Below are 24,416 nucleotides of genomic sequence, written 5' to 3'. Positions count from 1 at the left end.
GGCCTAGGTGGCGAGCGTCAAAGGCTCATAGTGGTGACGAGGGCTCCCCGGCATTGTCCCGCCTCCAGCGCCGCATATCGCCGAGGCTGATGTTTGAGTTTTGCGATCTCCTCTGCTGGCTGTCCTTCAAATAGCGGTCACGCCGCCTTTGGCGCGGATTGAACCGTGCAGGCGATCGACCAGATGAAGCCCACCATCTCGCGTGCGATGGCGGCAACGACGACGTTGGCGTTCTTGCCGCGCGCGCTCAGCCGACGATATCGGGTGCAAAGCCGAACTTGCGCCTTCCACCCGATATCGCGGACGACTTTTGGCAGCGCTTCGATCCGGTCGACCTTGTGCCGGCCGATGCGCGGCCTCATCCTGTAAGCCCAGGCGCCCTCGACCAGCGCGCGCCGGGCATGGGTGTTGCCGGTCTTGGTGATGCCGCCGCGCCAGACGGTCTCGCCACTCGATTGCTCGCCAGGGACCAGGCCGAAATAGGCCATGAGCTGGCGTGGACTGGAGAAGCGTGTGAAGTCGCCGACCTCCGCGACCAGCACCACGGCATTGATCAGCGCGATACCGCGCATTGCCTGCAAGGCATCAACCACCGGGCGCTGGTTCCATTCCGGGAGCAGTCTGAGTATCTGTTCCTCGACCTGCTGCAGGCGCCGTTCCGCATCCATGACGACATCGACGTAGTCCTGAAATGCGATCTGCTGAGCGGGATGTTCGAAGGCCAATGTCGAAAGCCATCGCCGGTAAGCCATTCGCCAGGCCGTCCCACGCTCGTGCTTATGCCCGTGGCGCAGCAGAAATCCCTGAAGATGTTGACGCGCTCGCGTCACCACCTGGCGCACGACGCTGCGCAGCCGGATCAAGTCGCGCATGGCTTCGTGATCGGTATCGGGCACCCAGACGGGGGTCAACTCTCCGGCCCGATTGAGGCGGGCGAGCATGGTGGCGTCGCGACGGTTTGTCTTCACCCGATCGCCAGGCTTCCTCGGAATCAGCGATGGCGCCACCACGTCGCAGCGATGGCCCAGGCTTGTGAGTTGGCGATAAACGCCATAACCGCACGGGCCGGCCTCATAGCAAAACGCCAGCGGCTTGCCGGAACGCCCCAGACGATCGCATAGCTTGTTGATGGCATCAGGGTCGTTGGCAATCTCGCCGAGATATTCCACCGACCCGCCGCGTCCGCTCTCTGCCACCGCGATCGAAATCCGCTCCTTGTGAATATCCAAACCGACAAATCTGATATGTTCCATATGGCCCGTCTCCTATGCATGAGGCTCTGCGCCGGCCAGCCGGCTTAACCCTCGTACCGTTGCATATCGGATGACGGGCCACCTTCAGGCCCAGCAATCATAGGGACTAGGGTGGCGGGTGGGATTGGCTAGGAGTTTTTCTTGATCGTAGGTACCAGACTCGACTTGCAGCAACGCCGAAAGATTTAAGTATCCGAGCGGATGCGCGAGCGGGCAAGTGCGCGCTCGTGCGTTATGTTTAGGACCGACTAGGTTGAGAACTCATACAATCGACTGATTTCCATTGGTATTCTTCGCCTTCAATGAGTCGCTGGAGGCAGGACTGATGTCGAAGAGCTTATTTTGGTTGTCGGATGAGGCGTGGAGGGCGATGGAACCGCATCTTCCTCGCGGCAAAGCGGGGAAACCTCGGGTTGATGACCGCAGGGTGATTTCGGGCATCCTGCATGTTCTCAAGACCGGCTGCCGCTGGCGCGACGTGCCTACGGCTTATGGTCCGCCAACCACAATCTACAATCGCTACAACAGGTGGTCGCAGCGCCGTATCTGGCAGCGTATCTTCGAGAAGATGGCGGCTGCCGGGCCCGTTCCGGATGAGCTGTCCATCGATAGCAGCCACGTCAAGGCGCATCGCTCTGCGGCAGGCTCAAAAAGGGGGAATTCTCGGAAGCGATTGGCCGCTCGCGTGGTGGAAGAACGAGCAAAATCCATGCTTTGGCCGATGATCGCGGCCGACCGGTCGCCTTCGCGCTGACGCCGGGCAACATCGCCGACATCACCATGGCCATTCCCTTGATCGGCATGGTGGCCAAACCCAAAAGGCTACTGGCCGACAAAGCCTATGATGCCGACAGTCTGCGCAATTGGCTGAAACGGGCCAGGATCAAGGCGATCATTCCATCAACCGCCGCACGGCGCACGCCCTATCCGCTCGATCACAAGGCATATCGCCGACGAAACCTTATCGAGCGCATGTTCTGTAAGCTGAAAAACTGGCGCCGCATCGCAACACGATACGATCGCCATGCACAGAACTACCTCTCAGCCCTCGCTCTCGCTGCAATCATTTCAGCCTGGATATGAATGAGTCCTCAACCTAGGCGACAGGAGCGAAACTCAATCGCGCTGCCTGCGAAGGCGCGGGCCGACCGGACTATCGACCCCGCCTGCAATGCAGCTCAGGGTCCTAATCTCAGATCGCCTTTTGGAATCGGTTCGGCGTGGATTTCGATCGCCTCCCGAATGAAGACCTGCAGATCGGCATTCGGTTTCCAGCCGAGCAACTCCTTCGCGGCGCGGTTATCGATCTGAGAGTACATTCCTTGGCTTACCATGTCGCGATAAGTTTGACGTTCAAAGCTCCGTCGGAGCACCCATTTGATGGCGCTCTTGGCGAGTGCGATTGCGTAAAGGCGCCATAGGCTCTGTGGATAAAATCGGAAATCGCGCAGGGTCTTTTCGCTCGCGAGGCGGACGTATTCGCGCGCGCTCAGAAAAACATCACCTCCGAGATTGAATGCTTGGCCATCCACATCCGCTGCGTCCATCGTGAGCGCCATTGCGGCCGCCACGTCCTGAACGAGCACAAAAGGAAGGGGATTGTTGCCATTCCCCCATCCCAATAGGCCCGTAGGGGTTTTCCATGTCCCCATCCCGCCATGAGCGAGCTTCCCCCCGCGGCCAACCACCAGACCGGGCCTGAGTATCACCACTGGCAGCGCGTGCGCCGCATGCAACTCCAGGAGTACCTTTTCGCTTTTCACTTTTCCGCGGCTGTAGGGGTTTCGTAGGTGCGGCTTCGGATCGGCTCCAGCGCGTTCGTCAATGGACCCGTTGCGGCCCAAATACAGGGCATCCGTGCTGCTCGCGAAGATCAAACGCCTAATTCCATGCCGCAGGCAGGCTACCGCCACGTTGCGCGCGCCAACCCCGAAATCATCCTCCATCGTCAACGCCAGATAGTAAACGACGCTTGCGCCCTTCAGAACCTGGAGCATTCGGTCACCATCGGCGACATCACCGGTCGTGTAATGACACGTTTCGTTGCTAGCATATGCAGCGGAGCTACGGCTCACGACGGTGATGGACTGGACGTTGCCCCGTAGCTGGCTAACGAGGTGCTGGCCGATGAATCCAGTACCGCCGATGATCACGACCCTGTCTTGCTGCGACATTGGTTAGACCTGCCGTCAAGCTAAGAAGGTCACATTTTCGGCCGCGGTTTCGCAGTATTGCACCACTGTCCTCCCGGCCTCGAAGTCTTCTCGCGGCTTTTGTCCACCGCGAACACCTTCATAGAACGCGTTCAAGCTGCGAACGAACAGGTCGCGTCGTCGCAAGATGGGTCTGTGAAGAGCAGAGGCCCACCGATAAAATAGCTCCGCGGAGGTGACTGAAAGCGATTCCGAACCGTGGCGAAGCGCCTCACCAGTCGGACCGAGCACCGCACGGGGTGACGCCTGCATCAGATGCAGCGTGCCACGCAGCAAGTCGACCTGGGCAGTCCCGTCCTCACCGATGACGCAGAGGACAGCTTGCCTCAGAGATCTTCCGAGCGCAAGGTAAAGACTTGCTGTCCCGCGTTCGCAAACCAACTGACATTGCCAGGTATCGAAGAAACGCCTGCTTCCACTTAAGTTCCGTTCACCCGAAGCGATTGTTCGGCCTTCGTTGATGCCACCCATCAGGAGACGAATCACGCTCATCGGATGTGGACCGAACTCAAACATCATGTTCTCGGGACACTGAAACATGAAGTTGCCCGGGTCGGACAGCGGCAAGTCCTCTGGTGGAGCGGAGAAGTGGACGGAAACATGGTGCACGCGCCCAAGCTTACGCCTTCGAATGAGAGCAATAAGGCGATCAATTACCGGATGGTGCGTCATTGAATGGTTGACGGCGCCGATCAGGCCTGCCCCCGCAGTTTCGGCGAGCAGCTCTTCGCACTCCGCCGGCGAGAGACAGAGAGGCTTCTCCACCAGGACGTGACACTTAGCTCGCACCGCGGCAATGGCGGCCTCAATATGGAACTGGGGGGCGTCAGAACGTGGACGACATTGAGACCGGACGTCTCCAGCATCTCATCGGCAGACGAAAACACATCCGGGATTGCGAATTGCTCCGCCAACCTGCTCGCCCTTCCCGGAATACGGTCGCAGACTGCAACAAGCTGGATACCGGGTATCATGCGCAGGGCGGAAACATGAGCGGGCGAGATCGCGCCGGCGCCGATCAATCCCAGCCGGAGGCCTCCCGCCGATGCCTGTCGCGGTACTTCGACCGCGCGCTCCGGTGCTAGAGAAGACGGACTTCCCAAAGTGACACCACGCTGCGATGGAACCACCGGCGTCATCCTCAGCTTGGTTTAAGAATGTTTATGATAGGTGCTGACACGGGATCGTCGAACGAAATCTCTTGATTAGAGGCTGTATTAATGGCTGTGCAGGGCCGAATCGGCCGTATAGAGACGGAGTGTACGTGATGGAGTCGCCGCCACAAACTTATGAAGTGTACGACCCGCCTTCCCCACTGTGCTCCCCATTTTTGAGTGGGGATAGTAGCGTACAATGGCGAACGATCAAAGACGCACCCGCAACTAAATTGTTGATCTGTAAGGGGCTCGGCGGACAATCATGAACAGTGGAACACACTAGTATGACGGACGCTCAAGGATCGCCACAAGGGGATTGCTCCCAACAACGCCGAGGATTGGTACTTGCTCACAACTTCCGCTATCATGCGGCACGTTCAAGCTATCAGAACCCGAAGACGTTCCAAGACGGGAAATGCTGGTGCAGCGCGGCGGGGCCGATTGGAGAGGCTGCTTCGACCCCTGCGAGGGGAGGACCTTGACGCGCCGGAAAATCATGTCGCCGGGCCCACGAGGGTTTTCTTGCCTCTTTGCGATGCTGCTGCTGCTGGCAGGCTCGTGTATTTCGGCAGCAGGCGCCACTCTGATCGACATGGGCGCCATCACCGCCATTTGGGCCAATGACGGGGGCGACAAGGTGACACGCAACGAATTGCGCGCTCATTCAGGGGAGACCTCGATCTACAATTCGGTCTGGGATGGACGGCAGGTCCGCCTCTTCGCCGCAGCAAACGAGATGGTGTCGCTTAACCTGGTCATCGAAGCAGCCGATCACGCTGCCGACGGGGTCCAGGTCGCATTCAGCGACTTGACGAACGGCTCGGGTCACCGACTCCGCTCCGACCCGGCTCGAACCAGGCAGAAACTGTTTGATTGGACCTCCGCCGAGATCGAGCTCTTCTACGTCCAGTACCTGCAGGTGAGGGGACTAAGCCAGCTTTCATACGGCACGTATGACGAACGGCAGATACCAGAGCGGTTGCGACGCCCGTCCATCTTTGGCACGCCCTATGGCGGGTGGAAGGACCGGCCCGGCGCGGACAAGTTTTTTCCCGATATTGCCGTCCCACTGGAACTTGTCGGCGCCTTCGACATCCCCGCACGCTTCAACCAAAGCATCTGGGCTGATATCTACGTGCCAAGAACGGCCCCGCCCGGCGACTATGCCGGGACGATCACGATAACGGAACAAGGTCGCATGCGGGCCCGCATTCCAGTCCGGTTGCAAGTTCGGACCTTTGCCCTTCCCGATGCCACGACCTCGCGGACCATGCTGGCGACGGGCTATGAGGAGATTGCCCGCCGCTATACGGGTGAATCCTATCCCGCTGCAGGTTCCAGTCAGGACGCTCTGGTTCGTCGCGTGGCCGACCGGCAGTTCCTGCTGGCCAGACGCCACCGCATCTCGCTCGTCGACGACAACGCTGGCGCAGAGCCCTGGCAACAAGATCGACCGCGGCCCGAGTGGATACCACGCCTGACCGGCCAATTGTTTTCGCGTGAGAACGGCTATGCCGGCCCCGGCGAGGGCGTTGGAAGCGACCTGTTCGTCGTCGGCCTCTATGGTGCATGGCAATCGTGGTGGGGCGGCGCCGAAAAAGAGGCGATGCGGTCCCACGCAACGGCATGGGAAGTATGGTTCAGAAGCAATTTTCCCGATGTGGAGCGCTTTGTCTACTTGTCCGACGAATCTGAGGACTATGACGAGACCGAAAAATGGGCACGATGGTTGAAAACGGGCACGAAGGAAGAACCAGCTCTTGCCACGTTTGCGACAGCCAATCTCGTCAAGAGCCTCGATGCGTTGCCCTCGCTGTCCATTTTCGCAAGCTGGATCGGCGTAGGCGACACGCCGGTCTGGGAGCAGGCGGTAAAGGCGTTGCGGCAAACCGGCAGACGTTTGTTTCTTTACAACGGCCTGCGACCCGCCTCCGGCTCCTTCGCCATAGAGGACGATGGCGTCGCGTTGCGTGAGCTGCCCTGGGGCCAGTACAAGATGCGCGTCGACCGGTGGTTCTTCTGGGAAGCCACATATTACGCCAACTACCAGGGAGGGCGCAGCGACACCGACGTCTTCGTGGAGGCGCAGACATTCGGCGGAGCGGCGCAATTTGACGAAATCACCGGACTGACTGGCCCAAACACGTCGAACGGCGACGGGGTTCTGTTCTATCCGGGCACCGACGCAATCTTTCCGGAGCAGTCCTACGAACTCGAGGGCCCGATAGCCAGCTTGCGTCTGAAACACTGGCGCCGCGGGATTCAGGATGTCGAATATCTCGCCCTTGCCGAGGCGATCGACCGCCAGGCGACTTGGGCCGTCATCGAGCGAATGGTCCCGAAGGTCTTGTGGGAGACGGGCGTCGGCGACTCTTCCGATCCGACCTGGGTCCTGGCGCCTGTCAGTTGGAGCACAAATCCCGATGACTGGGAGTCCGCGCGCCGGCAATTGGCTGATATAATCGAAAAGGCATCGGTCCAATGACGGATTTGACCACGCGCTACAACGCTCCGGTCCGGACATGAACAGGTCACCGACACAAGTCACGCGCTTTCTCGTGCAGGCGGCATGGAGACGCCGCTGGTTGCTGATCATACCGTTCCTGATCATGCTTCCGGCCGGCTTCGCCGCCAGCGAACTCATGCCGCTCAACTACGTCACCCGGTCCTTATTGCTTCTCCAGGAGTCCGGGGAAACAGGCCCGCTGACGCGAGAGCCCACGAACGTGCAGTTCGTCACGAACGAGGAGCGGCTCGCGGCCCTGCGGGCTCTTTTGCTGAGCGATCGCGTGCTGGGCGGCGTGCTGGATGATCTCGGAATGACCGATCCGGCGTCTCGCGCGGTCAGGATTCGCGATCTCAGGGAAACCACGTGGCTGGAAGGGGCGGGGACAAATTTCATCGAGATCTACCACTCCGGCCCGAACCCGACTGGTTTGGGCAAACAGCTCGAAACCGTCATAACAAGGTTCCTGGAGGCTCTGATTCCAGAGCAGCATGAGCCCGACGCCATTCAAATCCTGCTCGAAAAGCATATGCGCGACTTGGCGGCGGCGCGTGCGTTGAAGGTCGAGCTGGAAAGGCGGCAGGCGCAATTGTCAATCGGCAGCCCTGCTGCGGCTCAGGCGAGGCTGGCGGAACTCGACCATCTTCGTCAGGCAAAGGCACAGGCGTTGCGCCAAGCCGACAAGGCCGTCGAGCTTGCCAGGCCTGCGGCGCTTGCCACCGCAACCATCGAACAACTCGAACAAGAAATCGACCGACTGGCCAACCCCGAGGGAACCGAGGGCGAACAGCGGGAGCAATCGATGCGGGCGGAAGATGCCGCCCCACTGCGAGACGCACTTGCCAAACGCAAGGCCGCCCTGTCCGAGCATGACAAGATTGCTGCCGCGATGGAAACCGAGCAGCGCAACATTTCCGAATACGAGCGGCTGGAGGCGCAGATCGCCGGCGCAGAACGTGACATCGCGGCAGCCCGGGACAAGCTCGAAGCAACACAGAAACGTCTCGAGTCGGTTCGGCTAGGGGGCGCCGTGGGCATTTTGCGGGTGCCGGAGCTCATCCGCATTGTCGATCCTCCGCGTGATCCCGAATTTCCGACGAGGTCCCCGAAGGTCTATCTTTTCGCCGCCTTGGCGGCTGGAATACTGCTCGGACTCGGCCTGGCGAGCATCGCGGAATTCCTCGATACAAGCCTGCGTGATCCCGACGAGTTCAGCGAGGTTGCAGGAGCACCCGTCATCACGCGAATTGGCGCCAGGAAGCATCGACCTTTCCTTTTGGACCACCCCGAAAGTGCCTAAGCTGGCGCCCTCGGCTGCCGCCCGTCCTGCAGGCGCCGCCAGGCGGCGCCCAATGCGGGACCGATCGGCGTGGAGCAAGCCATTGACGCGAATTGGTAGGGCAAAACTGGTCTCCAAGACTGCCTTGCGTAGCGACGCCTGAGAGCGGCTGCCTTGCGCCAATCGCCCCAATAGCCAAGCACACAGGCGGTCTTGAAGGCGCGGATTGCGAGCATCTGCTCCAGAAGTGGGCGAAGGCTTGGCGGGCAACTGTCTTCGATATCGGAAGGATCCTCAAGAAAAGGCTCGACCGGCCTCACGGCGGGCAGATTGCTGCTTAGGCTGGATGCTTCACGGTGGATGCAAACGCGCGGCTCAAGGTCGACCATGATTTGTTCGTTGAGGAGCAATTTGAGCCACAGATGGGCGTCCTCGCCGTACCGGCAACCATTCCGGTCGTAGAACCCCCCGAAAGCGCGGATCACATCGGTGCGGGCGATCGTCGTACAGGGCGTCATGAAAGCCACAATCGAGATCGCGAAGGACGGATCTGTACTCGGGCTCAATCGGACTGGGCCAAAGGACAGGCCGCGCGACCGCCACAGAGCTTCGGACGAGGCGCCGGCCGGCATCTCAACATAGCCGGCGGTCACACTGGCAATATGGGATCGCGCCTTCGCGAAGTGCCTCGTGCCAGCAGACAGAAAATTCGGCATCCACTCGTCGTCCGCGTCCAGGAATGCCACGAAGGGAGCCTTGCCTGCGCAAGCCCGCGGTTGCGGGCCGCTCCCGGCCCGGCGTTCGCCTGCGATAGCACGCAGAGGCGCTTGTCCTTATGGCTCCGCGCGACCGAGAGGCCGTCATCGCTGGATCCGTCATCGACCACGATAACTTCGAAGTCATCGAAATCCTGAGCCCAAATCGAGTTGAGAGCCCGCGTTAAGTAGGGCGCCTTGTTGAAAAGCGGAATGATTACTGAAACTGTCATATCCCCTACGCCCTTCGAAGTCTTTCCATACCCATTCCGGGTGAGCCGAGGTGGCGCTTCTCATCCGATTGGATGATATTGATATCTGCATAGCGTTGGTACCTAATCTGCCATAATCCTCTCTTGATCGGTAGATGGAGGAACCAAACGCGTGCAGCCGAAATTTTCTGAGCCTGCTGCAATCGGAAGCTAAGCAGGTGTTGAAGGGGCGGGATACAGGTATAAATATGTATTGGCCCGCGCCGGCTGAAAGCGGAGGATCGTCCTTGATGCCCGGTGTTGTGGAAACCCAGCCTTTGCATTCGGCCGAACTGCGGGTGGCCTCGCTAATCGACACGGCCATCGTATCGGGGCCTGGTCGGCAGTTGACGGCTCTGGCGAGCCGGTTGGGCGAGCGCGGGGTCAAGCTGCGCGTCTACATGTTCCAGCGGGCCGGGCGTTCGCCGTCGCCGTTCATAGCCTATTTGGAGCGTGCCGGGATCGAGCACGTCGTACTTCCCGACAATGGGCCCCTTGACATCTCCCTCCTCCTACGCCTCGGCCGGAGCTTGCGTGAATGGAAGCCCGATATCGTGCAGACCACAACTATCGCACGACCGTCATGGCCTATTTGCTGAAGCGGACGAACCCGCCTTGGCCCTGGATCGCGTTCTTTCACGGTTCGACCAACGAGAGCTGGAAGGTCAGGCTGTATAATCGTATTGACCGGACGCTGCTTCCGCGGGCCGATCGGCTTGTCGTCATGTCCGAGCGTCACAAGCGCGACTTCTCCGCTGCCGGCGAAAAGGTCCGCGTGATCCACAACGCGATCCTGGCCATTCCTTCCGAAAGTTCGCCGGTGGAGCTTGGGGCCATTCGTCGCCCAGGGGTGCCGCTCATCGGCGCAATAGGGCGGCTGAGTCCCGAGAAGGGCGTGGATGTGCTGATTGAGGCGGTGTCTCTCCTGCCGGCCCGCTCAGTTTCGATCGTCCTTGCCGGCAACGGCCCCGCGCGGATGGCGCTGGAGCAGCAGGCAGTCGCGCTTGGCGTTCGGTCGGACATACACTTTCTTGGAACTGTCGAGGATGTCGCATCCCTGTACCGGCAACTCGATCTGGTCGTGCTGCCTTCCCGCAGCGAGGGACTTCCCAACGTCCTGCTCGAAGCCCTCAGCGCTGATGTACCCGTTGTGGCAACCGCCGTCGGAGCAGTGCCGGAGGTTCTGGCCGACGAGGCGGCAGGCCGGATCGTCGCCCCAGCCGATCCCTACGCCCTGGCCGAGGCGATCAGACAATCCCTGGAACAGGGAAGGAGCGCTTCGGCCAAGAGGGCGCGAGCCGCGGTGGCCGAACACTTCTCGCTCGAAAAGCGGGTTCGCCGACATCTCAGCCTTTACAGCGAGCTGCGTCCGGACCGGCTCGCAGCGGGATCTGTCCCTTGAACGCCATTCGCCATGAAATGAATGGTGCGCCTCAGGCCAGCCTGAGGATCGAGATGGTTCTCCCGTCTCTGGCAACAGGGGGTATGGAAATGATGGCGCGGGATCTCGCATTGGGGCTTGCCGCCCGCAGACATTGGGTTGGGATTACCTGCTTGGAGGAGGAGGGCGAACTGGCCGCGGCTCTCCGTGCCAGCGACGTGCCGGTAAGCCTGGTGGGCTGTCCGGGCGTTCGGCCCAATTTCTTTCCCGACGCCAAGCTGAGGGCGCATGTCGCGGCACGCGGATGCCACGTCGTCCACGCGCACAACGGAGTTTGGGCCAAAGCGGCTTTGGCGTCCCGTTCTGTCCGTGTGCCCGCGATGGTCAGCACCTTGCACCGGTTTCGCCTACGGCGAGGGGTGGCGGAACGAGCCGCTGCGTTGGTGGGGAGCGTTCCATGCGGACGTTGTGGTAGCGGTCTCGGCGCCGTTGCGCCGCCATCTCGTCCAACGAACCCGGATACCGGCGTCGAAAGTCGCCGTCCTGCCAAACGGAATCGATACGGCGCGCTTCGCGCCGGGCCCGCGAAGCGGGACGATTCGCTCTCGCTTCGGCATCGCTCCCGGCTCTCCCCTTATCGGTTGCGTTGCCCGGCTCGATCCGATCAAGAATCACGCGCTGCTGCTCGCCTCATTGAAGCTGGTGATTCAATCCCTCCCGCAGACGCGCCTGGTGCTTGCCGGCGAAGGGCCTTTGCGCCAGGAACTTGAAGCGCTAGTCGCACAAATGGGGCTCTCCCGGTCCGTGATTTTCGCTGGACCGCTTGCCGATACAGCACCCTTGTATCGCGACCTCGACGTCTTCGTGCTGCCGTCGCTTTCGGAAGGCACTTCGATCAGCGTGCTGGAGGCGATGGCGAGCGGCGTGCCGGTAGTGGCGACCGCTGTTGGCGGCACGCCCGATCTCCTTGCGGGCGGCGCATGCGGCCTGCTTGTGCCTTCGGGCGACGCCGCCGCGATGGCCAGCGCTATCATTCGCCTTTTGCGGGACAGCGAGCTTCGCTCGCAGCTGGCAGTGAATGGCCGCGAGCGCGTTACATCAAGCTTTTCACTGCTCGCAATGGTGACCGCATATGAGGAGCTATACCACTCCATTCTGAGGAAGAAGAAGCATGAGCGCTCTTCGGCTCGCTGACGGCGAGGTCTCGACATGTGCGGCATTGCGGGCGGCATAGGCCTCGCCCCCGGGGCCCGTCCCGATCCTCGACGCGTGGAGGCAATGTCTGCCGGCATGAAGCATCGCGGGCCGGACGGAGCCGGACTCTGGACTGCACCCTCTGGGCGTGCGGTTCTCGCGCATCGCAGGTTAGCTGTTATCGACCTGGCGACGGGAAGCCAGCCGATGCTGGACGAATCCGGGAGCATCGGGATCATCTTCAACGGAGAGATCTACAACTATCTCGAATTGCGGGAGGAACTGGCTGGCAAGGGGGAGATATTCCGCACCAGATCCGACACGGAAGTCCTCCTGCGCCTCATTATGCGCCGCGGCGAAGAAACCGTGAAAGTGCTGCGAGGCATGTTTGCCTTCGCCGCATGGGACGACCGGCGCGGATCCCTGCTTCTCGCCCGCGATCGTCTCGGCAAAAAGCCTTTGTTCTATACGGTGGAAGGAAACTGCTTGTACTTCGCCTCTTCCCTGGCTGCGCTTCGCGTTGGAGGGGCGGCAAACAGTATCGACCCGCAGGCGCTCGATCTCTACCTGGCTCTGGGTTACATCCCCGCGCCGTACACAATCTATCGCAACACTTTCAAGATGCCGGCCGCCAGCCTCGCGACGCTTGGCCAACAGGGGTTATGCCTGCGCGGGTTTTGGGATCTCGCGGATTGTGACGAGCCCTATTCGGGCTCCTATCAGAACGCCTTGGACGAACTTCAGGAAAAGCTCGACAAGGCTGTTGCGCTGCGACTGCGCAGTGACGTCCCGGTGGGGGTGTTTCTAAGCGGTGGTATTGATTCCAGTCTTGTCACCGCCACGACCGTGCGTCAATCGGCCGAGCAGATCGAAACATTTTGCGTAGGGTTCGAACACAGCCGTTTTGACGAAAGCGAGTTCTCGTCCGCCATTGCCAACCATCTCGGCACCCGGCATCACACCCTGCGCGGGCGGACGGATCTTCTCGATATCCTGCCCCGGATAACGCAGCATTTCGGCGAGCCGTACGCCGACTCTTCCGCCCTCGCGCTCTGGGCGATCGCCCAGCATGCGAGGCCATCGATTACCGTTGCCCTGGGAGGCGATGGAGGCGACGAAGGTTTCGCCGGCTATGGCTGGTACGGCAATGCGCGACGCCTCGATCGCCTGGCGAGCTTAATCCCGGCCGGAGTCGCCCGCATGGGGGCCCAGGCGGCTCGCCTCGTCGCCCGCCATTGCCATGGCGGGGCCAAAATGGGCCGGACCGAGCGCGGTTTTGCGGTGCTCGCGCTTTCGTCGGCGGAGCGCTTTGCCGCTCTCCGCTCCTTCGTCAACGCGACGGAAGCGGAGTTTTTGTACGATGGCGAGCTGCTCGAACGGCGACGTGCGGGGCTAGACCCGGCGAGCACGATCTTAATCGACGCGTATACGCGGGCAAGCGGCTCTGCCCTGCGCAAGATGCGCTACACCGACATCCGGACCTATCTAGCCGACGACCTTATGCCGAAGCTCGACATCGCCACCATGGCTCACAGCCTGGAGGCCCGCGCGCCTCTCCTCGACCAGGAAGTCCTTGCATTCGGACTGTCCCTTCCCGACCACTTCTTGGTGGACGAGCGCGGCGGAAAGCGCATTCTGCGCGATCTTCTTGCGCGCCACGTGCCGCGCGCACTGTTTGAACGCCGCAAGCAGGGCTTCTCTGTGCCGTTGCAGGTCTGGTTTTCCGGGCAACTACGCCCCAGGCTCGAAGCCCTGACGCGGAGCGGAGCCCTCGAAGGGCTCGGCCTGGTCAAGCCGGGGGGGATACGGCGTCTGATAGCTGAACACGCAACGGGCGCGCGCGACCACAGTCAGCGTCTGTTCTCCATCATGCAACTGGAGGATTGGCTATGCTCCCGTTGAGCTGCGTTGGGCAGCCCCGCTTGGCCGTTAGAAATTGTCCGATCCAACGCCCGTTCGGGCCGAGCATGGGAGAACATTATGAACAGCATGATTGACGTTCGCAGCCGCCGCATCGCCGTGTTGGGGCTCGGCTATGTCGGGCTCCCGGTGGCGACCGCTTTCGCCCGCAATGGCTTCAAGGTCCTGGGTTTCGACGTCGATCCCGTCCGAATTGCAGAGCTTCGCGACGGCGTCGATCGCAACAACGAATTGGAGCCTGCGGATGTTCTTTCCGCCTCCCTAGGCTTCACCGACAATCCCGCCGAGCTAGCCGAGGCCGATTTCTTCATCATCACGGTGCCGACGCCGATCGACGCTGCGCGCCGGCCGGATCTGTCGGCACTGCTCAAGGCGTCCGAAACCGTCGGCCGCGCCCTCAAGAAGGGCGACTTTGTGGTGTATGAGTCCACCGTGTATCCCGGAGCCACGGAGGAGGATTGCGCGCACGTTCTCGAACGCGCCTCTACGCTGAAGGCGGGTGTGGATTTCCACCTCGGCTACTCGCCCGAGCGGATCAATCCGGGGGACAAGGAACATCGCCTCGAGACGATTCGCAAGGTTGTTTCCGCCCAGACCCAGGATGCCGCCAATATCATCGCCTCAGTCTATGGCAGCGTTGTCACAGCCGGCATCCACATCGCGCCGTCGATCAAAGTGGCAGAGGCGGCCAAGGTGATCGAGAACTCGCAGCGAGATCTCAACATCGCCTTCATGAATGAGCTTTCAGAAATTTTCGCGCTGCTGGGCGTCGATACCGCTGACGTGCTCGCCGCCGCCGCTACCAAATGGAATTTTCTGCCATTCTCTCCGGGGCTCGTCGGCGGTCACTGCATTGGGGTGGACCCCTATTATCTGACCCATAGCGCCGAGCGAAAAGGGTATCACCCGCAGGTTATCCTTGCCGGTCGCCGCGTCAACGACAAGGTTGGGGAGCGCATCGCTCAAGAGGCCATGCGACTGCTGGCGCCCGTGACAGGTCCGCGTCGCGTAGCGATACTGGGCATTACATTCAAGGAAAACGTGGCCGACATACGCAATTCGCGTGTCATCGACATCGTCCGCGGGCTTGAAAGCTTTGGTGTGTGTGTGGAGATCTCGGATCCGATCGCCCGATCGCAGGATGTCCTTCACGAATATGGCTTGCACTTGAAACCGATTGACGCACTCTCGTCCGCCGATCTCGTCATCCTCGCTGTCCCGCATCGCCCCTACGTTGATGCGGGTTGGCCTCTGCTCAAGGGCATCCTGCGCGAAGGCCGAGGGATGGTGATGGACGTGAAGAGCGCACTGCCGCGCCAAAAGGGCGACGACCTGGTCCACCATTGGCGGATGTGACTGCATGAGCCGGGCCACACAATCGTGCCGGCAGTGCTTTCCGCTCGGCCGCCGTTCTGAGAGGCGTCGCCCGGATGCGGCGCTGCGAGAAATGAGCGAGCCATGATATCAGATCAACTCAATGCGCTCAGAAGAAGACATCCGAGCTGGAGGGAGCGGTTCCGCGGATGTCGATAGCGAAATCGGCGATGCTGTCGCCGTTGACATCCCCCGAAAGCACGTGGTTCACGAAGTGCATTTCACCGGCCTTGCCGCTGAAATTGCGGTCGCCGATAAAGGAGAACGCCTGATCTCCAGACATGTTGACGTTCGCATCAATCAGGCGCAGGTCTATGCGGTCGACCCCGCGCACGAAGTCGCTGATGATGTCGCGCGATCCAGGAGCCGTGTCACCGGTGGAGCGGAACTGAAACGTATCCTCGCCATACCCGCCTATAAGGACGTCAGCTCCCTCGCCCCCTTCCAGCACATCGTTGCCCGCGCCGCCGTCAAGCCTGTCATTGCCGGCGCCGCCGGACAGACGGTCGGCTCCGGCCCGGCCCAGGAGCTGGTCGTTGCCGTCACGGCCCAAGAGCACGTTGTTGCGGGCGTCCCCGCCGAGCGTATCGGCGAAATTGCCGCCAATCAGGTTTTCGACGCCGGAAAAGACGTCGCCGAATGCATCGCCGCGGTTGGCGCCGGCATTGGCCAGGTCGGCAATGACAGATTTGGCCGCACTGGCGTAGCTCGCGTAATCGAGCCCATCGCCGCCGATAAGCCGGTCAGCTCCGGCGCTCCCTTCCAGCACATCGTTGCCCGCGCCGCCGTCAAGCCTGTCATTGCCGGCGCCGCCGGACAGACGGTCGGCTCCGGCCCGGCCCAGGAGCTGGTCGTTGCCGTCACGGCCCGAGAGCACGTTGTTGCGGGCGTCCCCGCCGAGCGTATCGGCGAAATTGCCGCCAATCAGGTTTTCGACGCCGGAAAAGGTGTCGCCGAATGCATCGCCGCGGTTGGCGCCGGCATTGGCCAGGTCGGCAATGACAGCTTTGGCCGCACTGGCGTAGCTCGCGTAATCGAGCCCATCGCCGCCGATAAGCCGGTCAGCTCCGGCGCTCCCTTCCAGCACATCGTTGCCCGCGCCGCCGTCAAGCCTGTCATTGCCGGCGCCGCCGGACAGACGGTCGGCTCCGGCCCGGCCCAGGAGCTGGTCGTTGCCGTCACGGCCCGAGAGCACGTTGTTGCGGGCGTCCCCGCCGAGCGTATCGGCGAAATTGCCGCCAATCAGGTTTTCGACGCCGGAAAAGACGTCGCCGAATGCATCGCCGCGGTTGGCGCCGGCATTGGCCAGGTCGGCAATGACAGCTTTGGCCGCACTGGCGTAGCTCGCGTAATCGAGCCCGTCGCCGCCGATAAGCCGGTCAGCTCCGGCGCTCCCTTCCAGCACATCGTTGCCCGCGCCGCCGTCAAGCCTGTCATTGCCGGCGCCGCCGGACAGACGGTCGGCTCCGGCCCCGCCCAGGAGCTGGTCGTTGCCGTCACGGCCCGAGAGCACGTTGTTGCGGGTGTCCCCGCCGAGCGTATCGGCGAAATTGCCGCCAATCAGGTTTTCGACGCCGGAAAAGACGTCGCCGAATGCATCGCCGCGGTTGGCGCCGGCATTGGCCAGGTCGGCAATGACAGATTTGGCCGCACTGGCGTAGCTCGCGTAATCGAGTCCATCGCCGCCGATAAGCCGGTCAGCTCCGGCGCTCCCTTCCAGCACATCGTTGCCCGCGCCGCCGTCAAGCCTGTCATTGCCGGCGCCGCCGGACAGACGGTCGGCTCCGGCCCGGCCCAGGAGCTGGTCGTTGCCGTCACGGCCCAAGAGCACGTTGTTGCGGGCGTCCCCGCCGAGCGTATCGGCGAAATTGCCGCCAATCAGGTTTTCGACGCCGGAAAAGACGTCGCCGAATGCATCGCCGCGGTTGGCGCCGGCATTGGCCAGGTCGGCAATGACAGATTTGGCCGCACTGGCGTAGCTCGCGTAATCGAGCCCATCGCCGCCGATAAGCCGGTCAGCTCCGGCGCTCCCTTCCAGCACATCGTTGCCCGCGCCGCCGTCAAGCCTGTCATTGCCGGCGCCGCCGGACAGACGGTCGGCTCCGGCCCGGCCCAGGAGCTGGTCGTTGCCGTCACGGCCCGAGAGCACGTTGTTGCGGGCGTCCCCGCCGAGCGTATCGGCGAAATTGCCGCCAATCAGGTTTTCGACGCCGGAAAAGACGTCGCCGAATGCATCGCCGCGGTTGGCGCCGGCATTGGCCAGGTCGGCAATGACAGATTTGGCCGCACTGGCGTAGCTCGCGTAATCGAGCCCATCGCCGCCGATAAGCCGGTCAGCTCCGGCGCTCCCTTCCAGCACATCCTTGCCCGCGCCGCCGTCAAGCCTGTCATTGCCGGCGCCGCCGGACAGACGGTCGGCTCCGGCCCGGCCCAGGAGCTGGTCGTTGCCGTCACGGCCCGAGAGCACGTTGTTGCGGGCGTCCCCGCCGAGCGTATCGGCGAAATTGCCGCCAATCAGGTTTTCGACGCCGGAAAAGGTGTCGCCGAATGCATCGCCGCGGTTGGCGCCGGCATTGGCCAGGTCGGCAATGACAGCTTTGGCCGCACTGGCGTAGCTCGCGTAATCGAGCCCATCGCCGCCGATAAGCCGGTCAGCTCCGGCGCTCCCTTCCAGCACATCGTTGCCCGCGCCGCCGTCAAGCCTGTCATTGCCGGCGCCGCCGGACAGACGGTCGGCTCCGGCCCGGCCCAGGAGCTGGTCGTTGCCGTCACGGCCCGAGAGCACGTTGTTGCGGGCGTCCCCGCCGAGCGTATCGGCGAAATTGCCGCCAATCAGGTTTTCGACGCCGGAAAAGACGTCGCCGAATGCATCGCCGCGGTTGGCGCCGGCATTGGCCAGGTCGGCAATGACAGCTTTAGCCGCACTGGCGTAGCTCGCGTAATCGAGCCCGTCGCCGCCGATAAGCCGGTCAGCTCCGGCGCTCCCTTCCAGCACATCGTTGCCCGCGCCGCCGTCAAGCCTGTCATTGCCGGCGCCGCCGGACAGACGGTCGGCTCCGGCCCCGCCCAGGAGCTGGTCGTTGCCGTCCTGTCCGTAGAGCTTGTCAGCGGCGCCCATCCCACTGATCGTGTCATCACCGCCGCCGCCGACGAGCATGTCGGCAATGGCCGAGCCCATGATTGTCCGTCCAATGGCCAGGGAAGTATCGGGGTCGGCCTGGGTGTAGGCGATATAATTGTAGGAGCTTGCATATTGCTGGTTGAACTGCTTCGAGCCTTCGAGCCAGTTGCCCTCCACCCCGCCCTCGAAGACGAGGTTGCCGCGCTCCAGATAGGTTGCATCGCCGGTGTGTTTGTAGACAAAGCCGAACCCGTTCACGATCAGCATATTCAGGTCGGCGGCCGGCACATCCTCCTCCCCGGTGGCGGACGTCTCGTCGATATATTGAAACGCCTTGGCCGTGGCGTCCCATTCGTTGGCCCACATGTAATCAAGATTGGCTTTGATGAAGGACACGATGCGCGGGTCGGCCTCGACCTGCTCGTAGTAGTTCATCAACGCCTCGTTCATGAGCCCGTTCATGAACGGCTTGTCGATCGGCGCGCCGTCAGGGGCCGCGCCGTCCACGAAATGCGGACGCGAGCCGTCGGCTCGCTGGAAGCCGGAGCTCAGGATTTTCTCCACGAGCGACTTGGCCAGAGCGCGGAAATCGTTGCCGCCGGACACCCCCCAGTCTTCGCCATTGGGCTGGATGTTGGGCACGCCAACGGAAGGCGCATCGATGAGGATGGCCTGCGTGAGCGTTTCCAGGGCGCGCGCCTGCTCACGGCCCTCCGACTGGTGCGGGTCGAACAGGTTCGTCCAATTATTCTCCGTGTTCCACGGATTGACGACCTGGTCGGCCATCTTGCCGATGGCGCTCAGGCTGGCCTGGTCGCCATTGAGCAGATAGTGGGCGGCGATGCCCTTGGGCATGGACCACCAGGAGGCGACGCCGTAATTGTTCGCCTCGACATAGTTGTTCAGATAATCGGCAGCGATCGCATTGCCGCGCTCGAGATAAACCTCCTCGCCGGTGCGCGCATACCAGACATAGTTGATGAAGGCGCGGTCGTAATAGTTCGCCGAGGCCCAGTCAGTGCCGTCAGCCGCCCAGTGGCTGTCATTGTATGTGGCGAAATCCTGCTCATACCGCGCGAAGGCGCCCCCCAACGAAGAAGACCACGAAACCGAAACGATCGGCCCGACAAGCGAGCTCAGCAAATCCGTTCTTGACATTAAAGCGCCCCCGCAGCGAGGTAACGAGCCCTTGTTCCGGCGGAGAAAACACGCGCGGATCGGGATTTTGGGCTCATATTGAGCGAGAACCCCCAACAGCTCCTTCATCCAAACGATAAATTCTTATGGATCGGCCGAAATATTGGGAGTGCGAATGGCTTGGCTTGCGTTGCGCGCCCGTCAGCGGGCCTTAGCTTGCGTGTCTAAATGCTTGCGCGTTGCTTGCTGCCGAACGGCTCGTTGGAGCAGTCTGCCTTGGATCGAGCTCCAACAGGAGTGATCATGCAGACATCCAGCAACAACACCGCTGCGTGAGCGATATCCAGTTTTAGTCAGATGTCACAAGCTTGGCTGCGTGCTTTAGGCATCATCGACCAAGTTTGCGCATGAAGCGCGGCGGCATCGGATTCCAGGCTTCGGCAAATGTCTTGAGCCCGCGATGCTCCTATGCCTTCAGCAGCTCGAGGGTTTTTCGAAACACGCGTTCCAACAGTTCCTTTTCGCCGCCCAGGCTTAAGGCATAGCGTTGGCCGGCTGCCGCCACGCGCTCGCGCAACTTGTGGTTTCCCCAAGCCTCCTGAATCGCGCTCCGCAGCGCGTCCGGATCCTCGGGCGTCACCAAAATGGCCTGCCCGGACCCGAGCAATTCGGAGGCTCCCGGCCCCTCTGACATAATAACGCATTTGCCAAGGTACATGGCGTCGAGATAAGTACTGATGCCTGAGGCACAAAGACTCGATTTAAGCGTTGGGATCACCACGACCTTGGCTCGCGCAAGATTATGCACGAGGTCTTCGTCAGAACCTGTATCCGCAAGCAGCTCCAGATTGGCCGGAAGATTATCCGGCTTCCATGCGAAATCGGCTGTGCGGTTCTCGAATTTCCAAAAGCTGAATTCCGGGATGGCGGTCGGGTACGAAAGGCGCGAGATCGCTTCGATGAACGTCCCATAGTCTCTTTGGGAGATTCCCATCGTGTAGACATATGTCTCCTCGACCGGCGACGCCGGCCCGGTGTTCCAGATGTTGACCTTGAATGGGACGTAGGCGCTGCGCTCCGGACCGATTCCGTAATGAAGCTCGTATCCGCGGAGATCCTTGAAATAGTGAATGAAGTGATCGACCCGAGAGAGAAGCCATCGTTTGACGATGAGCGCTGTTTTCTGTTTGGGACTCTGCGCCGTGCGAAGCACGACATCGACCGCAACAATGGGCTTTCGTTTCCATGGAAATATCAAAAAATACAAGACAAGCCTGAAGATCACAGACAGTGTGCCATTGACGACGATCGCGTCGGCGCCAGGCAGCGCCGTGAGAAACTCCTGGATTCCGACCGCGCGAATCAGACGCACTTCCTCTCCCCCTTCCAAAACGAGGAGTTCGGGGCTGTTCTCGAAGTCAGTCACAAGGCGGAGGCTCATGTCGCCGAATCTGCATCTTTCGGGGCCGTTGCCTCTGATGACCGACGGCCTGAAACGGGGGATCGACAAAGTCTAGTCAGCTTAAAAGCCGGCGTCCATCGGTTCTACGAGCGGCGGGTTCGGTGAACACGAAGCCGACGTCACCTGTCTTGTCGCGCCAACAGCATCGTGCTTGGCCGAATTCTTCGGACGGGAGCCTGACGATCTTAGGGCAACTTAACTAACCGGCGGTGCTGATGACGATCGCTGCGTCGATCCCAGCCTTACGCTCATCGGTTGGCTGTTTTCGGCACCAAAAATGGGGTTGTCTGGAGCATCTGTCAGAATCTCATCCGACAGAACAATTGGGCATCAGCTGATGCTTCGTGCGTCCTTCTAGCCAGCCGCCATTTCGCTAAACCGTCACCATTAATGGGATGGTCCGCCCCGTCCTCCTCGCGCATCATGCGGAGGTCAGATCATGGAGGAAGTAGCATGGCGCATCGTAATTTGCCGCGACCCGCGGCTGTCTATGGAATCGATATTGGCAAGAACATCTTCCACGTCGTTGGCATGAGCTGCGACGGCACGCCTGTTCAGAAAGTTCGCTTTCGGCGAGACACCCTTCTGCAGTTCTTCACACGCGCAGATCCGAGCATAGTCGGCATGGAATCCTGCGCAGGTTCACAGTGGCTCGCCCGGAAGATACAGGCACTTGGTCACAAGGTGCGCTTGATCCCCGCGCAATTCGTGAAGCCCTATGTGAAGTCGGACAAGAACGACATCATCGACGCTGAGGCGATCGCGGAGGCTACGACGCGGCCGACAATGCGCTTCATCACCGTGAAGGAAACTGATCAGGTTGATCTTCAAGCGCTGCATAGGATTCGTGACCAGATGATCGGCTCGAGGACGCGCCTGATCAACCAGATGCGAGCCTTCTGTCTCGAATACGGCGTCCCTTTGCGCCAAGGCGCTGGGTTGTTCAAACTTGATCTGCCGCACGCTCTAAACGACGAGGAGAATGACATATCACCGGCGATGCGCCGGCTGCTGGGCGATTTATAACGCCGATCTATCTCGCCTTGAAGAGCGGATCCGCCAAGTGACGAAGCAGATCGAAGCGATCGCCGATCGAGAGGACGTCACACGCCGGCTGATGACGATCCCCGGTATCGGCGCATTGGGAGCGACTGCATTGCTCGCCGCAATCGGCAACGGGCAGCAGTTCCGCACAGCCCGCGATCTGGCGGCATGGCTAGGTTTGGTGCCCAGGCAATACTCGACTGGCGGAAACAGACGTTGCTGGGAATCAGCAAACGCGGCAACCGCTATGTGAGAAAGCTCCTGGTGCATGGAGCGCGATCCTGCTTCCGGCATCTGGACCGAACGCGCGATCGCTTAGGAAGCTGGCTCGACGGCCTTCAGTCTCGGATGCATCCGAACAAGGCCGTTATCGCACTCGCGGCCAAGATGGCACGCATTGTCTGGGTGGTTTTGAACAAGCCGGGAGCACTCTACGAACGCAGAGATCCTGCTTTCGCCTGACGCTCCTGGCTCGATTGCAAGGCTCGGGAATAGTGATGACGAAACAGTGGATCAGCATGCCGTAAGCCCTGTGCAAAAAAGCGGGCTTCGTGCCCGAACCATTTATTGGGAACGGCGTGCGCGGATCTCATCATGGCCTGGCTGCAACAGCAGTCCGCTCGCGAGAGGCCGGATACATTTATGCAACTGAAATCGTCATTCGCGATGTCGCGACACCTTGCCCGGACGGTGCGGACCATACATAATTTGCCGCGACATCCTTCAGGATCGCGTTGTCGAGCATCTGCTCAGCCAGCAGCTTCTTCAGCCGAGCGTTCTCGTCTTCCAGAGCCTTCAGCCGGCGAGCGTCGGACACGTCCATCCCGCCATACTTCGCTTTGAATTTGTAGAAACGTCGCTGCCGAGATGCCGTGCTTGCGGGAGACGTCCGCCGTCTTCGCACCGGCCTCCTGCTCCTTCAGCATCCCGATGATCTGTTCTTCCGTGAACCGCGAGGGTCGCATCGTCCGTCTCCTGTTCGACGGACTCTACCCAAATCTGGAGGAAGTTCAGGGTCTCAGGTCAGTACGTGCGTGAACGAAAGTTTCAATCACACCGCAAACGCGCGCCTATCAGGTGATAATAAAAGAGACAATGGATCAAATTGTACGGCAATCGGCGGTGTTTGGCGGGCCTATATAACGGTCAACTCGGTTCGGTTGCGTCCAGCCTTCTTGGCACTGAGAAGCACTTCATCGGCCGTCCGGAACAGGTCGTCGAACTCAATCTGATCCTCGAACACGACAGCTCCCACGCTGACGGTGAGAAGGCAGCGCTTGCCTCCCGGCTGAAAAAGTGTCGCGGCGATCGCGGCGCGAGTCCTTTCTGCCACGCCAGCGGCATTATCGCGGTTTGCACCCGGTAGAAATACCCCGAACTCTTCTCCCCCGAGTCGCCCTACAAGATCGCCGCTTCGCACGGACGCCTTGATCGCGCTGGCGACAGCCCGGAGCGCTTCATTGCCCCAAGCACGTCCGAAACGCTGGTTGATCGAGTTTAAATTATCGATGTCGATCATTAAAAAGGCGCCTTGCCGGGGACCGTTTCCTGCCCCGGCGTTATCGCGAAAAGAATCGACAACAGCGGAGAACACCGCCTCGTCCAAAGTGAGCGTTAAACCGTCTATCGATGACCGCCTGCTTAGCTTTTGTCTTAGATTCGTCAGTTCCTGGCGCTCGAAGGCAAAGACGAAGAATAATGGCGCGGCGATTAACACCACAATGCCCACAATGCTGCTGACGACACCCACCGACAAAAGAGCACCGTCATCACCGCGGAGCAATAAAAAGCTTAAAACCACCACGCCGGCCGCACAGCCTGACGTCCCAAGTAGTGTCCAGCGCGCGATGCCAAGCCAGTTGGGAAAAGCAAAGTCTGCCCTCGAACTCCGCGCGCGTCTGCCTCCGATGAAAATTGGCTCCTCAGCTCGACGCCAGCCACCGGACGATCCATCGGCCCCTCTCGCCCTTTCCGTTTGCCCGCCGGAATGAGGCTGTGCGGAGGTCCGGTGTCTTGTGCTGAGGAACACGGCGGCCAGCAGCGCCATCAAAACGCCACCGCCTGGTGCGGCTAGCAGAGCAATAGCCAAGCCGTACAAGGGGGCGATGACCGCAAAGGTGACAAGCTCGCCGAGTATCGCGAACATCAGAACGAAAATCATAGCTGGTTCCGTGACATCACACGCCAAGCCAACACGCCGCCCAGCTTGGCAGGGCGACTCAGAAATTCTGAGAACATCGCCAATATAAGTTGTAATGGCCGCCCCCCGCCAGCAATAATAGCCAGGTCAGAAGAACGTCTCCGCAACGCGAGTTTTAGGCGCACACCTTAGGTGCGTACTGACGCGGACGCCCTGTTCCCCTGCCGTC

Annotated in this window: 13 protein-coding genes and 4 pseudogenes; 8 read left to right on the top strand and 9 right to left on the bottom strand. The window is 61.1% G+C overall.

Annotated elements, in window-relative coordinates:
• Nucleotides 1-137: 137 nt before the first annotated feature.
• Nucleotides 138-1,253, bottom strand: coding sequence for an IS110 family transposase (locus tag ACG873_RS01135; protein ID WP_394885677.1), 1,116 nt, complete (start codon nucleotides 1,251-1,253; stop codon nucleotides 138-140).
• 325 nt (nucleotides 1,254-1,578) lie between these two features.
• Here ACG873_RS01135 and ACG873_RS01130 point away from each other — a divergent pair.
• Nucleotides 1,579-2,336 (top strand): IS5 family transposase gene (locus tag ACG873_RS01130; RefSeq protein ID WP_394886139.1). Its coding sequence is split into 2 segments (ribosomal slippage): nucleotides 1,579-1,935 and nucleotides 1,938-2,336, totalling 756 coding nucleotides; the frame shifts between segments, so codons are not numbered across the junction.
• A gap of 95 nt (nucleotides 2,337-2,431) precedes the next feature.
• Here the strand turns inward: ACG873_RS01130 and ACG873_RS01125 are convergent.
• Both ACG873_RS01125 and ACG873_RS01120 read right to left on the bottom strand, forming a co-directional pair.
• A complete protein-coding gene (locus ACG873_RS01125; protein ID WP_394885676.1) occupies nucleotides 2,432-3,427 on the bottom strand; it encodes an NAD-dependent epimerase/dehydratase family protein in 996 nt (331 codons plus the stop codon).
• Nucleotides 3,428-3,442: 15 nt separating this feature from the next.
• Nucleotides 3,443-4,440, bottom strand: a pseudogene (locus tag ACG873_RS01120) (Gfo/Idh/MocA family protein).
• 718 nt (nucleotides 4,441-5,158) lie between these two features.
• On the opposite strand from ACG873_RS01120, the gene ACG873_RS01115 reads away from it, so the two are divergent.
• Both ACG873_RS01115 and ACG873_RS01110 read left to right on the top strand, forming a co-directional pair.
• Nucleotides 5,159-7,108, top strand: a complete 1,950-nt coding sequence (locus tag ACG873_RS01115; RefSeq protein WP_394885675.1) for a DUF4091 domain-containing protein — start codon at nucleotides 5,159-5,161, stop codon at nucleotides 7,106-7,108.
• A 124-nt stretch (nucleotides 7,109-7,232) separates the two neighbouring features.
• Complete coding sequence (locus ACG873_RS01110; RefSeq protein WP_394885674.1) at nucleotides 7,233-8,429, top strand: hypothetical protein; 1,197 nt, start codon at nucleotides 7,233-7,235, stop codon at nucleotides 8,427-8,429.
• Here the strand turns inward: ACG873_RS01110 and ACG873_RS01105 are convergent.
• Together ACG873_RS01105 and ACG873_RS01100 are read right to left on the bottom strand one after the other, a co-directional pair.
• A complete protein-coding gene (locus ACG873_RS01105; protein WP_394886156.1) occupies nucleotides 8,426-9,154 on the bottom strand; it encodes a hypothetical protein in 729 nt (242 codons plus the stop codon). The genes ACG873_RS01110 and ACG873_RS01105 overlap by 4 nt on opposite strands.
• A complete protein-coding gene (locus ACG873_RS01100; RefSeq protein WP_394885673.1) occupies nucleotides 9,058-9,396 on the bottom strand; it encodes a glycosyltransferase family 2 protein in 339 nt (112 codons plus the stop codon). The genes ACG873_RS01105 and ACG873_RS01100 overlap by 97 nt, the downstream gene beginning before the upstream one ends.
• Before the next feature lie 556 nt (nucleotides 9,397-9,952).
• Between ACG873_RS01100 and ACG873_RS01095 the strand changes: the two genes are divergently transcribed.
• The 4 genes and pseudogenes from ACG873_RS01095 (at nucleotide 9,953) to ACG873_RS01080 (ending at nucleotide 15,265) form a co-directional block, all read left to right on the top strand.
• Nucleotides 9,953-10,816 (top strand): glycosyltransferase, encoded by an 864-nt coding sequence (locus tag ACG873_RS01095; RefSeq protein WP_394885672.1) that lies wholly within the window; start codon nucleotides 9,953-9,955, stop codon nucleotides 10,814-10,816.
• Nucleotides 10,817-10,833: 17 nt separating this feature from the next.
• Nucleotides 10,834-11,989, top strand: a pseudogene (locus ACG873_RS01090) (glycosyltransferase family 4 protein).
• Nucleotides 11,990-12,004: 15 nt separating this feature from the next.
• Nucleotides 12,005-13,891, top strand: a complete 1,887-nt coding sequence (asnB, locus tag ACG873_RS01085; protein ID WP_394885671.1) for an asparagine synthase (glutamine-hydrolyzing) — start codon at nucleotides 12,005-12,007, stop codon at nucleotides 13,889-13,891.
• Between the two features lie 78 nt (nucleotides 13,892-13,969).
• Nucleotides 13,970-15,265: a nucleotide sugar dehydrogenase gene (locus tag ACG873_RS01080; protein ID WP_394885670.1), complete on the top strand. Its 1,296-nt coding sequence runs from the start codon at nucleotides 13,970-13,972 to the stop codon at nucleotides 15,263-15,265.
• A gap of 127 nt (nucleotides 15,266-15,392) precedes the next feature.
• Here the strand turns inward: ACG873_RS01080 and ACG873_RS01075 are convergent, their stop codons facing one another.
• Nucleotides 15,393-19,562, bottom strand: a complete 4,170-nt coding sequence (locus ACG873_RS01075) for a M10 family metallopeptidase C-terminal domain-containing protein (protein WP_394885669.1) — start codon at nucleotides 19,560-19,562, stop codon at nucleotides 15,393-15,395.
• Between the two features lie 445 nt (nucleotides 19,563-20,007).
• Complete coding sequence (locus tag ACG873_RS01070; protein ID WP_394885668.1) at nucleotides 20,008-20,982, bottom strand: glycosyltransferase; 975 nt, start codon at nucleotides 20,980-20,982, stop codon at nucleotides 20,008-20,010.
• Between the two features lie 474 nt (nucleotides 20,983-21,456).
• On the opposite strand from ACG873_RS01070, the pseudogene ACG873_RS01065 reads away from it, so the two are divergent.
• A pseudogene (locus ACG873_RS01065) lies at nucleotides 21,457-22,509 on the top strand (IS110 family transposase).
• A 253-nt stretch (nucleotides 22,510-22,762) separates the two neighbouring features.
• On the opposite strand, the pseudogene ACG873_RS01060 reads toward ACG873_RS01065, so the two are convergent.
• Together ACG873_RS01060 and ACG873_RS01055 are read right to left on the bottom strand one after the other, a co-directional pair.
• Nucleotides 22,763-23,012, bottom strand: a pseudogene (locus ACG873_RS01060) (transposase); the annotation flags it as partial.
• Nucleotides 23,013-23,182: 170 nt separating this feature from the next.
• A complete protein-coding gene (locus ACG873_RS01055) occupies nucleotides 23,183-24,208 on the bottom strand; it encodes a GGDEF domain-containing protein (protein WP_394885667.1) in 1,026 nt (341 codons plus the stop codon).
• Between the last annotated feature and the right edge of the window lie 208 nt (nucleotides 24,209-24,416).

Source organism: Allomesorhizobium aridi (assembly GCF_043769475.1).
GTDB lineage: Bacteria > Pseudomonadota > Alphaproteobacteria > Rhizobiales > Rhizobiaceae > Allomesorhizobium.
This window is presented reverse-complemented; position numbering and strand designations above follow the sequence as displayed.